Source organism: Streptomyces xingningensis (assembly GCF_054957865.1).
Map to the genome: position 1 here is coordinate 103309 of NZ_JBDJPF010000009.1, position 14409 is coordinate 117717.

Sequence of the window (14409 nt, forward strand, 5' to 3'; positions counted from 1 at the left end):
CCCGGTCCCGCTTCAGGGGATGTCCGCTGCGCCGGACACCAGCTCCGCCACCACCTGGGCGCACCCCCAGGAGACCGTCACCCCCGCCCCGCCATGGCCGTAGTTGTGCACCAGACGCCTGCCGTCCGGCAGTCGCTCGGCCGCCAGCCGGACGCCGCCGCGCCGGGCCGGGCGCAGGCCCACCCGGTGGGCCAGGACCCGGGCGCGGGCGACCGCGGGATGCACCCGGGCGCAGCGGGCGACGATGGCCCGGGCGGTGGCGGGGGAGGGGGCACGGTCCCAGGAGTGTTCCTGGGCGGTGCCGCCGAGGACCAGGCCGTAGGGCTGGGGGAACAGATAGGTGGTGTCCTCCTGGTCGTCGCCGGCGACGGCGAACCACTCGTCCACGCCCGGGTTTTCGACCACCACGAGCTGGCCCCGCACCGGGTGGGTGTCCCGGTCGGGCACCAGCTCGCGGGCGCCCAGCCCGGTGCAGTTGACGATGACCGGCGCCGGATGGCGGGCCGCATCGGCGAGCGAGGCGACCGCGGTGGTGGTGACCTTGCCGCCGGCCGCCGCCAGTCTGCGCAGCAGATGGGAGAGATGGGCGGGCATGTCGATGAGCGGCACCCGGGCGCGCACGGCGCGGTCGTAGCCGCCGGGCAGCTCGCCGGGTGTGGCGTCGCGCAGCCCCGGCACCCCGGCCGCCCACGGCCCCAGTTCGGACACCGCCCGGCCCACCTCGGTGCCCTCGGTCAGCCGCACCCCCGTCTCCGCGGGATCCAGGGCCAGTTCGGTCATGACCCGAAGCGCGGCCGACGACCAGGCGGCGGCCTGCTCCCCGGGCTCGATCCGGTAGGGCCACCACAGCCCGCCGGCCACCGCGGAGGTGGTACCGGCCGCGGGTTCGCGGGTCAGCACCTCGACCCGGTGCCCGCCTTCGGCCAGCACGACGGCGCTCGTCAGGCCGATCACTCCGGAGCCCAGCACAAGTATGTCGGTCACCATGCGAGTGAACGTACCTCCTGATCACGCCGGTTGGGCGCAAAGCGGTGGGCAGCCGGGAATACTCGGCCCATGGCAGTGGAGTACGCGACGTTCGGGGTCGCGCAGGCGACTCGGGCCGGCGGGGTTCTCGCCGGGCGCGGGTATCAAATGCACCGTGATTTCCTGGACTTCATCGTGGACGGACGGCCGCTGCTGCTGCGCCTCGCCGATCTCGACGGGGTCTCGCCGCTCGCCTCCGACCTCGGCCCGTCGATCTTCACCTCACATGTGCGGGGGCTGCTGCTGGAGACCGGGCCACCACTGCCCGGCGGCCGGTATGTCCTCTATGCCTGCCCCGAATGCGAGGGGTTGGAGTGCGGTGTCGTCAGTGCCGTGATCCAGCGGGAGGGAACGGACGTCATCTGGCGGGACTTTGCGTGGCAGACCGCCGAGACGGTGGACCCGGTGCGCGACGGCTATGCCGGAATCGGGCCCTTCCGGTTCCGGGCGGAGCAGTACCGGGCGGTGCTGGAACGACTGTGCACCGAGGAGGCTCTAGCCGGATCCGCGCGCCGGGTACTGCTGGTGGGGCGACGGGTGGCGCTGTTCGCCAGGCTCGCGGCCGCCCTGCGCACCATGGGCATCGGCGCCGAGATCACCCGCGATGCGGTGGGCGTGGACGCGGCGGAGCTGCGGACCTACGGTGCGGTGGCCTTCGACGGCGCGGTGGGGGAGGACGAACGGGCCGCCGTACGAGCCGCGTTCGCGACCGCGAACGCCGATGCGGTGTTTGTGGACACCCTGGCCCCGCTGGTGCCCCTGCTGGTCGCACAGCTGGAGCAGGCCCTGACCCGGACGCCGCCCGAGCAGCGGCGGGTGGTCGCGCTGAGCGCGACCGGCTCGCGGGCCCGGGTGGAGGTGGCGATCGCCTGCCGGGTGCGGCTGACCGGCTACCGGCAGGACGTGCTGCGCCGTACCCGGGTGTACGAGCTCTTCGAGGGGCGGCTGGCAGCGGGGGTGCACCGGCTGCCGGTGAGCGGGGCGTTCGTGGTGGCGCGGACCTTTGGGGATGTGCTGGTCGCGGGGGTGTCGCCGGGATAGGGGCCGCTGGTCCAGGGGACGAAATCCATTCGGTGAGCGGATCACCGGCGGCTGGAGTCGGAGTCCTATGAGCGCCACTCTCGTCGTCAAGGACCTCGCCGCCGGACACGGCGATCGCACCCTGTTCTCCGGGCCCGACCTCGGCGGCGCACCCGGGGACGTGATCGGGCTCGTCGGTGCCAATGGCGCGGGAAAGTCGACGCTGTTGCGGCTGCTCGCCGGGCTCGCCGCCCCGGACCAGGGGAGCCTGCGGCTCAGCCCGCCGACCGCGACCGTGGGTCATCTGCCGCAGGAGCCCGAGCGGCGCGCGGGGGAGACCGTCCGGGGGTTCCTGGCCCGCCGGACCGGGGTCGCCGCGGCGCAGGCCGCGCTGGACACCGCCACCGAGGCGCTGGTGGAGGGCGCGCCGGGGGCCGATGACGCCTATGCCACCGGCCTGGAGCGCTGGCTCGGCCTCGGCGGCGCCGACCTGGACGAGCGCGCCGAGGAGGTGGTCGGCTCGCTCGGTCTGACGGTCGGCCTGGACCGCCCGATGACCAGCCTCTCCGGCGGCCAGGCCGCCCGGGCCGGACTCGCCTCGCTGCTGCTCAACCGCTATGACGTGTTCCTGCTGGACGAGCTCACCAACCACCTGGACCTCGCGGCCATCGAGCAACTGGAGTCCGCACTGGCCTCCTACCGCGGCACTCTGCTCCTGGTCACCCACGACCGGCGGATGCTGGAGGCGGTCCACACCACCCGCCGGATCGAGGTGGCGGACGGCCGAGTCACCGAGCAGTGACCGGGATCACCCGTTCCAGTGCTACCAAAAGGGTGACCAGGTTGCCGAAAACAACCCCAGGAGATGACCAACAGTTCCTCAAGGGATCATCGGGGTGCGAGTGGTTGAAAACCATGGTTTTCCGGTGTGGCGACACGTACGGTGGTAGAGGCGGTCCGTTCGAGGCCACTCCAGTACATGTTCGATTTACGGAACGTTGGCCTCGTTATACGAACCCATGGGCCCGGAGCGACGTCTGTGGGTGCGGACGTCCGTGAAGGACGTTCGCATCAACAACGTCGAATTGAGGCGTACGCATGTCCCCGACCCACTCCAGTCCCACGCCCACCCCACTGGATCCGCCAGTGGAGCGGGCGCGCTATGCCAGCGTCCCGCCGCCTGGCACCCGCACCCTGATCGACGCACTCGACGCCACCGCCGCCGCTCACCCGGACGCCCCCGCCATCGACACCGGCAGCGACGTCCTCAGCTACCGGCGGCTGTGCGACGAGGTCGAGTCCCGCGCCGAGCGGCTGCGCCGGGCCGGCATCGGGCCCGGTGACCGGGTCGGGATCCGGGTTCCCTCCGGAACGGCGGAGCTCTACCTCTCCATCCTGGCCACCCTGCGCTGCGGGGCCGCCTATGTGCCGGTGGACGCCGACGACCCCGAGGAACGCGCCGCCACGGTGTTCCACGAGGCCGGCGTCTGCGCGGTCATCGGAGCCGAGGGCACCCTCACCCCCGGCGGCAGGTCCCCCGCGGCCGTGGCGCCCCGGCTCCCGCTGCCGGCGGACGACGCCTGGATCATCTTCACCTCCGGCTCCACCGGCGCCCCCAAGGGCGTCGCCGTCACCCACCGCAGCGCCGCCGCCTTCGTCGACGCCGAGGCCAGGCTGTTCCTCCAGGAGCAGCCGCTGGGCCCCGGCGACCGGGTGCTGGCCGGGCTCTCGGTGGCCTTCGACGCCTCCTGCGAGGAGATGTGGCTGGCCTGGCGCTATGGCGCCTGCCTGGTGCCGGCACCCCGCTCGCTGGTGCGGGCCGGCCATGAGCTCGGGCCCTGGCTGGTCGAGCGCGGCATCACCGTGGTCTCCACCGTGCCCACCCTGGTCGCCCTGTGGCCGGCCGAGTCCCTGGACCGGGTCCGGCTGCTGATCGTCGGCGGCGAGGCCTGCCCGGCCGAGCTGGTCGACCGGTTCGCCGTGCCCGGCCGCGAGATGTGGAACACCTACGGCCCCACCGAGACCACCGTCGTCGCCTGCGCCGCCCGGATGCTGCCGGGCCGGCCGGTGCGCATCGGGCTGCCGCTGGACGGCTGGGAGCTGGCCGTCGTCGACGAGGCCGGCGAGCCCGTCCCCTTCGGGGCCGAGGGCGAGCTGGTCATCGCCGGGGCCGGCGTCGCCCGCTACCTGGACCCGGCAAAGGACGCCGAGCGCTTTCGGCCCTCCGAGGCCCTCGGCCTCGACCGCGTCTACCGCACCGGCGACCTGGTCCGCGCCGACCCCGAGGGCTTGGTCTTCGCCGGGCGCGCCGACGACCAGATCAAGCTCGGCGGCCGGCGCATCGAACTCGGCGAGATCGACGCCGCGCTCAGCGCGCTCCCGGGAGTGCGCGGCGCCGCGGCCGCCGTACGCACCACCCCGGTCGGCAGCCAACTGCTGGTCGGCTATGTGGTGCCGGGCCCCGAGTACGACCGCAAGGACGCCAGAAGGCGACTGGCCGATCGGCTGCCCGCGGCGCTCGTCCCGGTCCTGGCCGAGGTCGACGACCTGCCCACCCGCACCTCCGGCAAGGTCGACCGCAACGCCCTGCCCTGGCCGCTCCCCACCACCGGAGAGACCGAAGGCACCGAGACCGGCGAGAAGCTGCACGGCACGGCCGCCCGACTGGCCGACCTGTGGGAAGAGCTGCTGGGCAGCCGGCCCGGCGCCGACTCCGACTTCGTCGCCATGGGGGGCAGCAGTCTGACGGTCGCCCGCATGGCGTCCGCCCTGCGCGAGGACCACCCGGGCGTCTCGGTGGCTGGCCTCTACGGCCACACCGTGCTGCGGGACATGGCCGGGCACATCGACTCGCTGGACGCCTCCCAGGCCCCGCAGGCCGACCACGGCCGCCGGGTCCGCCCCGTGCGGCGCCGCACCGGCGCGGCCCAGATCCTCATCCAGAGCGCCCTGTTCGGCGTGCAGGGACTGCGCGGCCTGGTCGGTCTGGCCATCGCCGACAATATGATCGGGCTACTCGCGCCCAAGGCCTGGGCACCCCACGTCTCCTGGTGGTTCGTGCTGGCCGGCTGGCTGCTGCTGCTCAGCGCGCCGGGCCGGTTCGCGATCGGCGCCGCCGTCGCCCGGGTGCTGACCCATGGCATCGCGCCCGGCGCCTACCCGCGCGGCGGCCGGGTCCACCTGCGGCTGTGGGCCGCCGAGCGCACCGTCGCGTCCTTCGGGGTCCCGTCCCTGGTCGGCACCCCCTGGATGTCCTGGTACGCGCGCGCCCTCGGCTGCTCGGCGGGCAAGAACGTCGCCCTGCACACCATGCCGCCGGTCACCGGGCTCGCCGAGCTCGGCGACGGCTGCAGCGTCGAACCCGAGGCCGACATCGCCGGCTGGTGGCTCGACGGCGAGGTGATCCACATCGGCACCGTGCGCATCGGCGCCAACGCCCGCGTCGGTCACCGCAGCATGGTCATGCCCGGCTCCTCCCTCGGCCCGGGCGCCGAACTCGCCGCGGGCGCCTGCCTGAACGACCATGTACCCGCCGGACACACCTGGATCGGCTCGCCCGCCCGCCCGGACGGCAACTCGGCCCACGGCGCCAACTGCCCGGTCCGCTCGGTCGACGGGGGCTCCGCCGACGGCTGGCCCGCCCCACGGGCACAGCGCTCCCGCCGCTGGGCCGCCGCCTATGCGCTCTCCCTCGCCGGAATGCCGCTGCTGCCGCTGGTCGCCTTCGCACCCGTGCTGGTCGCGACCTACTACCTGATCAAGGACACCGCCACCCTGACCTCGGCGGCCGGCTGGATGCTGCTGTCGGTGCCGCCGCTCACCCTGCTCACCACCTTCTGCTGGATGCTGGTACTCGCCGCCACGGTCCGCGTCCTCGGCCGCGGCATCATCCCGGGCCACCACCCGGCCTGCGGCGGCGTCGCCTGGCGGGCCTGGCTGGTCACCCGCCTCCTGGACGGCGCCCGCCGCAACCTCTTCCCGGTCTATGCCGGCCTGGCCACCCCGGTGTGGATGCGCATGCTGGGCGCCCGGATCGGCCGCCGCGCCGAGCTCTCCACCGTCCTGCCGCTGCCCTCGCTGCTCAGCGTCGAGGACGGCGCGTTCCTCGCCGACGACACGCTCGTCGCCCCGTATGAGCTCCGCGGCGGCTGGCTGCGGCTGGGCCACGCCCACATCGGGCGGCGCGCCTTCGTCGGCAACTCCGGCATCGTCGGCCCCGGCCGCACGGTGCCCGACCACGGCCTGATCGGCGTCCTCTCCGACGCCCCCGAGCACAGCGAGCCGGGCACCTCCTGGCTGGGCCGGCCCGCGATGCCGCTGCCACGCGTGGCGACCACCGCCGACGCCGGACGCACCTTCGACCCGCCCAGGCGGCTGGTCCTCGCCCGGGCCTCGGTGGAGCTGTGCCGGGTCCTGCCCCTGATGATCGGCCTCGCCCTCGCCGACGGGGTGTTCCTCGGCGAGCAGCGCGCGCTCGACGTCGGCGGCCTGTGGCTCGCCGCCCTGGTGGGCGCCCCGCTGCTGCTGCTCGCCGGCCTGGTCGCCGGACTGACGGCCACCGCCGCCAAGTGGCTGCTGATGGGTCGCTTCACGGTGAGCGAGCACCCGCTGTGGAGCTCCTTCGTCTGGCGCAACGAGCTGTACGACACCTTCGTGGAATCCCTCGCCGTCCCCTGGTTGGCGGGTCCCTTCACCGGCACCCCCGTGCTCAACTGGTGGCTGCGCACCCTGGGCGTGAGGATCGGCCGGGGTGTGTGGTGCGACACCCACTGGCTGCCGGAGACCGACCTCATCACCCTCGGCGACGGGGTCAGCGTCAACCGCGGCTGCGTACTGCAGACCCACCTCTTCCACGACCGGATCATGCGTATGGACACCGTCCACCTCGCCGAAGGCGCGTCCCTCGGCCCGCACGGCATCGCGCTGCCCGGCACCACCGTCGGCGCGCACACCGCCATCGCCCCGTCCTCGCTGGTCATGCGCGGCGAGAGCGTGCCGGCCGGCACGCGCTGGGCGGGCAATCCGATCGCCGGGGAACGGCCGACGCCACCCACGCTGGTGTGCGTGGCCGGGGGCGAATGCGCGGCCTGAGGGCACGGCTCCCGTGCAGCCGCCGCGCGCTGCTCGCCGCCGCGGCGGTCCTCCCGCTGACCGCGGCGGCCGCCGACAGCGACGGCAGCGGCGGCGGCATCTTCCGGCGGACCAGGGACGCCAAGGGCGCCTACTTCCCCCGGCACGGCTCGTACGGCCACCGCACCCTGGCCTATGAGCTGCGGCTCGCCTATGACCCGGACCGGGCGTGGCTCAAGGGCCACGCCCGGATCCGGGCGGTCGCCGAGGACCGTCTGCGCCGGGTCGAACTCGACCTCGCGAAGCTGAAGGTGCGCGGCGCCCGGCTGGACGGACGGCCGGTCGCCGTCCACCGCCGGGACGGCAAGCTGCTGCTCAGCCCCGCCCGGCCGCTCGCCCCGGGCCGCCCGTTCGTCATGGACATCGGCTACGGGGGCCGCCCGCGGCCGGTCACCACACCGTTCGGCGGCGTCGGCTGGGACCGCACCGGGGACGACTACGACGGCACGCTCGTCGCCTCCCAGCCGGTGGGTGCGCCCTCGTGGTTCCCCTGCAACGACCGCCCCGACGACAAGGCGGCCTACACCTTCGCGGTCACCGTGCCCCGCGGGCTGCATGTGCTCGCCAACGGCACCCTGCGGGAACGCCGGCAGCTGGGCGGCGCGGTGCGCTGGACGTACCACCACCCCGGGCCCATGGCCAGCTATCTCGCCGCCGTCTACACCGGGCGGTTTGTGCTCGAGACCCGAACGGCCGGACACTCGGCGCCCGTTCCGGTGCACATCGCCTATCCGGCCGATCTCGCGGCCCCGGCCCGGCACGATCTGGGGCGCCAGCCGGAGATGCTGTGCGCATTCACCGAGCTCTTCGGCGACTATCCGTTCGAGTCCTATGGTGCCGTCGTCGTGGACGCGGATCTGGCGGCGCCGGTGGAGAACCAGACGCTGTCCGTCTTCGGGCGCAACCATGTGGACGGGCAGCGCGGTTCGGAGACGCTGGTCGCGCACGAGATCGCGCACCAGTGGTTCGGCAACAGCGTCGGCCTCGCCGACTGGCAGCACATCTGGCTCAATGAGGGGTTCGCGACCTACGCCGAGTGGCTGTGGTCCGAACACATCGGCGAGGACGACGCGGACACCCTGGCCCGGCGGGCCTGGCTGGAGCTGGCGGGGCGGCGGCAGAATCTGCGCATCGCGGACCCCGGCCGACGGCACCTCTTCGACGACCGCATCTATGTGCGGGGGGCATGCACGTTGCACGCACTGCGGCTGGCGGTGGGGGACGCCTGCTTCTTCACGGTGCTGCGGACCTGGCACGCGGCGCACCGCGGCGGGAGCGCGGACACCAGCGCGTTTCTGGCGCATGCGGGGCGGGTGGTGGGGCGGCCGGTGGGCGAGGTGCTGGAGCCCTGGCTCTTCGACCGGCCGCTGCCGAGGTTCCCGGCGCGCTAGTGCCGCGTCAGCCAGGGTGCAGCCGGTCCGGGTGCGGCCGGCCGCACCCGGACCGGCCGGCTCACAACAGACCGGCCCGCCGCAGTGCGTCGGCCATCGCTCCCTGGGCCGGCGCGGCCGCCTCGCGGCGCTGGCGCGGCGCGCGCTCCTTGCGCTCCTTGCCTTCCTTGCGCGGAGCTTCCTTGCGCTCCTTGCGCGGAGCCCGGTCACGGGCGGGATCCGCCGCGTCGTCCAGCCGGAGCGTCAGCGAAATCCGCTTGCGCGCGACATCCACCTCCATCACCTTCACCCGCACGATGTCCCCCGGCTTCACCACGTCCCGCGGGTCCTTGACGAAGGTCTTGGACATCGCCGACACATGGACCAGCCCGTCCTGGTGCACACCCACGTCGACGAACGCGCCGAAGGCCGCCACATTGGTGACCACGCCCTCCAGGACCATCCCCGGGGTCAGATCGCCGATCTTCTCGACGCCCTCCTTGAAGACGGCGGTCTTGAACGCGGGCCGCGGGTCGCGCCCGGGCTTCTCCAGCTCCCGCAGGATGTCGGTCACCGTCGGCAGCCCGAACGACTCGCTGACGAAGTCCTGCGGCCGCAGCGACCGCAGCACGGCCGTGTTGCCGATGAGCGAGGCGACCTCGCCACCCGTCGTCTTCACCATCGCCCGCACCACGGGATAGGACTCCGGGTGCACGCTGGAGGCGTCCAGCGGATCGCTGCCACCGCGGATCCGCAGGAAGCCGGCGCACTGCTCATACGCCTTGGGACCCAGCCGGGCCACGTCCTTGAGCGCCCGGCGGGACCGGAAGGGCCCGTTCGCGTCACGGTGGGCGACGATGTTCTCGGCGAGCGAGGCCCCGATCCCGGACACCCGGGAAAGCAGCGGCGTGGAAGCCGTGTTGACATCGACGCCCACCCCGTTGACACAGTCCTCCACCACCGCATCCAGCGACCGCGACAGCTTCACCTCGGACAGATCGTGCTGATACTGGCCGACTCCAATCGACTTGGGATCGATCTTGACCAGTTCGGCCAGCGGGTCCTGCAGCCGCCGGGCGATCGACACCGCGCCGCGCAACGACACATCCATTCCGGGCAGTTCCTGGGAGGCGAACGCCGAGGCGGAGTACACGGAGGCACCGGCCTCCGAGACCATCACCTTGGTGAGCTTCAACTCCGTCTCCCGGGCGATGAGATCGGCCGCCAGCCGGTCCGTCTCCCGGGAGGCGGTGCCATTGCCGATCGCAATCAGCTCGACGTCATGCTCACGGGCGAGCCGGGCCAGGGTGGCCAGGGCGGCGTCCCACTTGTTCTGCGGAACGTGCGGGTAGACGGTCTCGGTCGCGGCGACCTTGCCGGTGGCATCCACCACGGCGACCTTCACCCCGGTACGGAAACCGGGGTCGAGCCCCATGGTGGCCCGGGTGCCGGCGGGCGCGGCGAGCAGCAGATCGCGCAGGTTCGCGGCGAAGACCCGCACCGCCTCGTCCTCCGCGGCCTGCCGCATCCGCAGCCGCAGGTCGATGCCGAGGTGGACCAGGACCCGGGTGCGCCAGGCCCAACGGACGGTGTCCGCCAGCCACTTGTCCCCCGGACGGCTGTGCCCACTGCGGGCCGCGATGCCGAAGCGCCGCGCGATCGCCTGCTCATAGGCGCTCGGACCGGCCTGCTCACCGGCCGGCTCCGGCTCCAGCGCGAGGTCCAGGACCTCTTCCTTCTCCCCGCGCAGCATCGCCAGCACCCGGTGCGAGGGCAGCTCGGTGAAGGGCTCGCTGAAGTCGAAGTAGTCGGCGAACTTGGCGCCCGCCTCCTCCTTGCCCTCCCGTACCTTGGCCGCCACCCGCCCGCGCGCCCACATCCGCTCGCGCAGCTCGCCGATGAGGTCGGCGTCCTCACCGAACCGCTCGGTCAGCACGGCCCGCGCGCCCTCCAGCGCGGCGGCGGCGTCCGCGACGCCGCGGTCCGCGTCGACGAAGGCCGCGGCCGCGGTGAGCGGCTCCACATCCGGGTCACCCAGCAGCCTGTCGGCCAGCGGCTCCAGACCGGCCTCGCGGGCGATCTGTGCCTTGGTCCGCCGCTTGGGCTTGAACGGCAGATAGATGTCCTCCAGGCGGGCCTTGGAGTCGGCCGCGCGGATCTGCTCCTCCAGCGCGGCATCCAGCTTGCCCTGGGAGCGGACGGACTCCAGGACGGCCGCCCGCCGCTCCTCCAGCTCCCGCAGATAGCGCAGCCGTTCCTCGAGGGTGCGCAGCTGCGCATCGTCGAGCGCGCCGGTCGCCTCCTTGCGGTAGCGGGCGACGAACGGCACGGTGGCCCCGCCGTCCAGCAAGTCGACGGCGGCCTTCACCTGCCGCTCCTGCACACCGAGCTCCTCGGCGATCCTGCCTTCGACCGACGCACCAGTTGCCGTCACGATCACGCTCCGCATTCTCTACCAGCCGTGATCTGCATTGTGGCAGGTACCCGTGGCGGAAGCCGCCGCCGACCGGCCCGCCGCTCAGCCCTTGCCGCGCACATCGGCGGGAAACGCCCCCGCCTTCACCGCCGCCGTGCCGAAGGCCCTCGCCAGCTCGGTGAGGCGGGCCACGCCCGCCGCGCCCAGGTGCTCATACGGACCAGCGTCCAGCCGGTCGGTCTCGGTCTCCAGCTCCTCGCGCAGGGCCCACCCCGCCGCCGTCAACTCGCCGTCCGCGTCCAGGAGTCCGCGCTCGCGCAGCCGGTCCCGGGCCGCCATCAGCTCGGCCTCGCTCCAGCCGCGGAAGGACAGCAGCCACTTGACGGACATGCCCTTCCCGGTGGCGGTGTGGCTCATGAGCGCCTCCACCGGATCCAGCCCCGAGCGGGAGAGGGCCATCAGATGCCCGTCGCCGCGGTGCTCGCGCAGCAGCGTCGCGGCATACCAGAGGGCGAGGTGCGGGACCTCGGGCACGGGCTGGTCGGCGTTGGCGGAGTACATCGGGTGCACCGGCCGCTCGCAGCCCTCGGTCGCGCGCAGCGCGAGCCGGGCGGCCTCGGCCATTTCGGCGGAGGCGACCGCCTCCTCGCCCAGCAGCCGGCGCAGCGTGCGGTCGGCGCCGCGCAGCCGGGCGTCCAGCACCTGCTGCGGCGAGGCGGCGTCCCACACCCGGGGAATGTGCCGGGCCACCAGGTCGTACTTGAAGCTGTGGAAGGCCGCGGTGACGGTTCCGGGGCCGACCCGGCCCAGGGCGGCGCTCCGACCGGCGAGATAGGCGGCGTTCTGCTGTTTGATGCCGAGAGCGGCCAGTTCCTGGGCGGTCTCGGGGGAGAAGTAATAGGTCGTGTGCATGGTGTTGACGACGGCGTGACAGTGCCGTCCGGCCCCTGCGGGGAGAGCAGTCATGTCCGGTATGTTACCGGCGAGTTGGTGGGGTGGGAAGGCTCCGCCGGCCGGAGGAGATGGCGGAAAAGGTGGGGAAATCGTCATTGCAGGCATGGGCCGGTGCGCGGGAGCATGGTGGTCATGAAGCCCCGCCACACCGTGCTGATCGTGCTCTTCGAGGGGGTCCAGAGCCTGGATGTCACCGGCCCGCTCGAGGTGTTCACGGCCGCGGCCGCCGTGGCCGGTGACCCCGCCGCCTACCGGGTGCGCACCGCGACCCTCGACGGCGGTCCGGTGCGCAGCAACAGCGGACTGCGGCTGCTGCCGGATGCCGCGCTCGGGGACTGCGCCGACCCGGACATGCTGCTGGTCCCCGGCGGCCGGTGCACCGACGATCCCGACCCCCGCCTGGTGGCCTGGCTGCGCGAGCGGGGCCCGGCGGCCGGGCGGCTGATCTCGGTCTGCACCGGGGCGTTCCTGCTCGCCGCCGCCGGGCTGCTGGACGGCCGGCCGGCCACCACGCACTGGGCGTACGCCGACGACCTCGCCGACCGGTTTCCCGCCGTGCAGGTGGACGCCACGCCCATCTTCGTACGGGACGGGAACCTGGCCACCTCGGCGGGGGTCACGGCGGGCGTCGACCTGGCGCTCGCCCTGGTCGAGGAGGACCTCGGCCGCGAGGTCGCCCTCGCCGTCGCCCGGCACCTGGTCGTCTTCCTCCGCCGCCCGGGAAACCAGCGGCAGTTCAGTGCCCAGCTCGCCGCGCAGACCGCGCACCGCCCGTCGCTGCGCGACGTCCAGCAGTGGATCGCCGAGCACCCGGGCGCGGACCTGACCGTCGAGGCCCTGGCCGCCCGGGCGAACCTCTCGCCCCGGCAGTTCGCCCGGGCCTTCCGGGCCGAGATCGGTCTGACGCCCGGCCGCTATGTCGACCGGGTGCGGCTGGAGACGGCCCGCCGGTTGCTGGAGGACACCGCGGACGGCGTCGAGGAGGTCTCCCGCGCCTGCGGCTATGGCACGCCCGAGGCCATGCGGCGGTCCTTCCTGCGCGCCCTGGGCACGGCACCCGCCGAATACCGGCGCCGCTTCCGGCCGGTACCCACCGTGAGGTGAACGGCACGCGTGCCCGCATAGGTGAACAACCATGAAAAGAAAGGCCTGTTGTGCAGATAGCCATCCTGCTCTTCCCCGGCTTCACCGCCCTCGACGCGGTCGGCCCCTATGAGATCCTCAGCCGGATCCCGGGCGCCGAGGTGGTGTTCACCGCCGAGCGGTCCGGCCCGGTGGGCAATGACACCGGCACGCTCGTGTTGGCCGCCGACGCCTCGCTCGACGAGGTGGTCCGCCCCGGCGTCGTGGTGGTGCCGGGCGGGCCCGAAGGGAACCTCCCGCTGCGGCCCGGCCCGGTACACGAGTGGCTGCGGTCGGTGGACGAGCACACGACCTGGACGACCTCGGTGTGCACCGGCTCCCTGATCCTGGGCGCCGCCGGGCTGCTCACCGGCCGCCGGGCCACCGGCCACTGGCTGGCCCGCCCACAGCTCGCCGGCTACGGCGCCGAGCCGACGGAGGAGCGGGTGGTCACCGACGGCAAGTACGTCACGGCCGCCGGGGTCTCCTCCGGCATCGACATGGGACTCACCCTCGCGGGCCGGATCGCCGACGACCGTACCGCCCAGACCATCCAGCTGATCGTCGAGTACGACCCCCAGCCGCCCTATGACGCGGGCTCGCCGGACAAGGCCCCGGCCGACATCGTCGCCGAGTGGCGCACCGTGCGCGGCAAGGACTGACGGAACGGCCGGCAGGCGGTGTGCAGCCGCTCGGCCACCGCGATGACCGATGCGTCGGTCCCGCCGAGCGGCAGGTCCGCGTACTGCCGGACCAGGTCCGACATGTGCTGGATGTCCTCGGGCATCAGGCCCGTCACGGTGCCGTACGCGCCCACCGCCAGGTCGTCGAGGAAGAGGGCCTCCGTGTGGGGGCCGCCGAACCGCTCCACCAGGTAGCAGGCTTCGGCTACCACCGTGGCCGGTACCACCAGGTTGCGGCGCGTGGGCAGTGCGTCGAGCCAGGCCCGGCACACGGCATGCGCCGAGTCCCGGGGACTGGCGAGAGCGACGAGTGGGCCCGTGTCTACGACGATCACCCGCCGGATTGTGTCACTGGGCGAAGCCGTCCGCGAGGTAGTCGTCAACGTGCGTGGACAAATCCGCGGGCGCCTCGGTCAGCACGCCGACCGAGCGCGGGTACGGCGGCTCGTCGGAACGCTCGGGTCCGTATTGACGCAGTACGGCCGCGGCGTCGTCCAGCGTCTCGGGCCGGAGCTGGGCCACCAGGCGGTACAGCTCATCGCGCGTCGTCATGCCCCCAGCGTAAGGCTTTGCCGCCACTCGCCCCTCCCGTCATTTCTCTCTTCGTTCTTTTCCTCGCTTGTTTTCACGACACCGTTACAGGCGGTTGGTGGCCGGCCACCCGGCACGAGGGCCCCTTTGACCCGCA

10 protein-coding genes and 1 pseudogene are annotated in these 14409 nt (G+C 73.3%); 6 read left to right on the forward strand and 5 right to left on the reverse strand.

What is annotated here, in order from left to right; genetic code table 11:
- Positions 1-12 precede the first annotated feature (12 nt).
- Positions 13-987, reverse strand: a complete 975-nt coding sequence (locus ABCR83_RS07550) for an NAD(P)/FAD-dependent oxidoreductase (RefSeq protein ID WP_462694047.1) — start codon at positions 985-987, stop codon at positions 13-15.
- Between the two features lie 69 nt (positions 988-1056).
- On the opposite strand from ABCR83_RS07550, the gene ABCR83_RS07555 reads away from it, so the two are divergent.
- From ABCR83_RS07555 to ABCR83_RS07570, 4 genes and pseudogenes are all read left to right on the forward strand, one after another.
- A complete protein-coding gene (locus ABCR83_RS07555) occupies positions 1057-2067 on the forward strand; it encodes an oxidoreductase (protein WP_462694048.1) in 1011 nt (336 codons plus the stop codon).
- Positions 2068-2134: 67 nt separating this feature from the next.
- Positions 2135-2836, forward strand: a pseudogene (locus tag ABCR83_RS07560) (ATP-binding cassette domain-containing protein); the annotation flags it as partial.
- Between the two features lie 308 nt (positions 2837-3144).
- Positions 3145-7137: a Pls/PosA family non-ribosomal peptide synthetase gene (locus ABCR83_RS07565; protein WP_462694049.1), complete on the forward strand. Its 3993-nt coding sequence runs from the start codon at positions 3145-3147 to the stop codon at positions 7135-7137.
- Positions 7125-8567: a M1 family metallopeptidase gene (locus ABCR83_RS07570; RefSeq protein ID WP_462694050.1), complete on the forward strand. Its 1443-nt coding sequence runs from the start codon at positions 7125-7127 to the stop codon at positions 8565-8567. Before ABCR83_RS07565 ends, ABCR83_RS07570 begins: the two co-directional genes overlap by 13 nt.
- A gap of 61 nt (positions 8568-8628) precedes the next feature.
- On the opposite strand, the gene ABCR83_RS07575 is transcribed toward ABCR83_RS07570, so the two are convergent.
- Together ABCR83_RS07575 and ABCR83_RS07580 are read right to left on the reverse strand one after the other, a co-directional pair.
- Positions 8629-10986 carry a Tex family protein gene (locus ABCR83_RS07575; protein WP_462694051.1) on the reverse strand — a complete coding sequence of 786 codons (2358 nt, stop codon included), beginning with the start codon at positions 10984-10986 and terminating at the stop codon, positions 8629-8631.
- A 78-nt stretch (positions 10987-11064) separates the two neighbouring features.
- A complete protein-coding gene (locus ABCR83_RS07580) occupies positions 11065-11928 on the reverse strand; it encodes an SCO6745 family protein (protein WP_462694052.1) in 864 nt (287 codons plus the stop codon).
- Between the two features lie 120 nt (positions 11929-12048).
- On the opposite strand from ABCR83_RS07580, the gene ABCR83_RS07585 reads away from it, so the two are divergent.
- Together ABCR83_RS07585 and ABCR83_RS07590 are read left to right on the forward strand one after the other, a co-directional pair.
- Complete coding sequence (locus ABCR83_RS07585; protein WP_462694053.1) at positions 12049-13020, forward strand: GlxA family transcriptional regulator; 972 nt, start codon at positions 12049-12051, stop codon at positions 13018-13020.
- A 50-nt stretch (positions 13021-13070) separates the two neighbouring features.
- Complete coding sequence (locus ABCR83_RS07590; RefSeq protein WP_462694054.1) at positions 13071-13700, forward strand: DJ-1/PfpI family protein; 630 nt, start codon at positions 13071-13073, stop codon at positions 13698-13700.
- Here the strand turns inward: ABCR83_RS07590 and ABCR83_RS07595 are convergent.
- Together ABCR83_RS07595 and ABCR83_RS07600 are read right to left on the reverse strand one after the other, a co-directional pair.
- Positions 13625-14056 (reverse strand): type II toxin-antitoxin system VapC family toxin, encoded by a 432-nt coding sequence (locus ABCR83_RS07595; RefSeq protein ID WP_462694055.1) that lies wholly within the window; start codon positions 14054-14056, stop codon positions 13625-13627. The two genes, ABCR83_RS07590 and ABCR83_RS07595, sit on opposite strands and share 76 nt — an antisense overlap.
- Positions 14057-14069: 13 nt before the next feature.
- A complete protein-coding gene (locus ABCR83_RS07600; RefSeq protein ID WP_462694056.1) occupies positions 14070-14273 on the reverse strand; it encodes a hypothetical protein in 204 nt (67 codons plus the stop codon).
- Positions 14274-14409 lie beyond the last annotated feature (136 nt).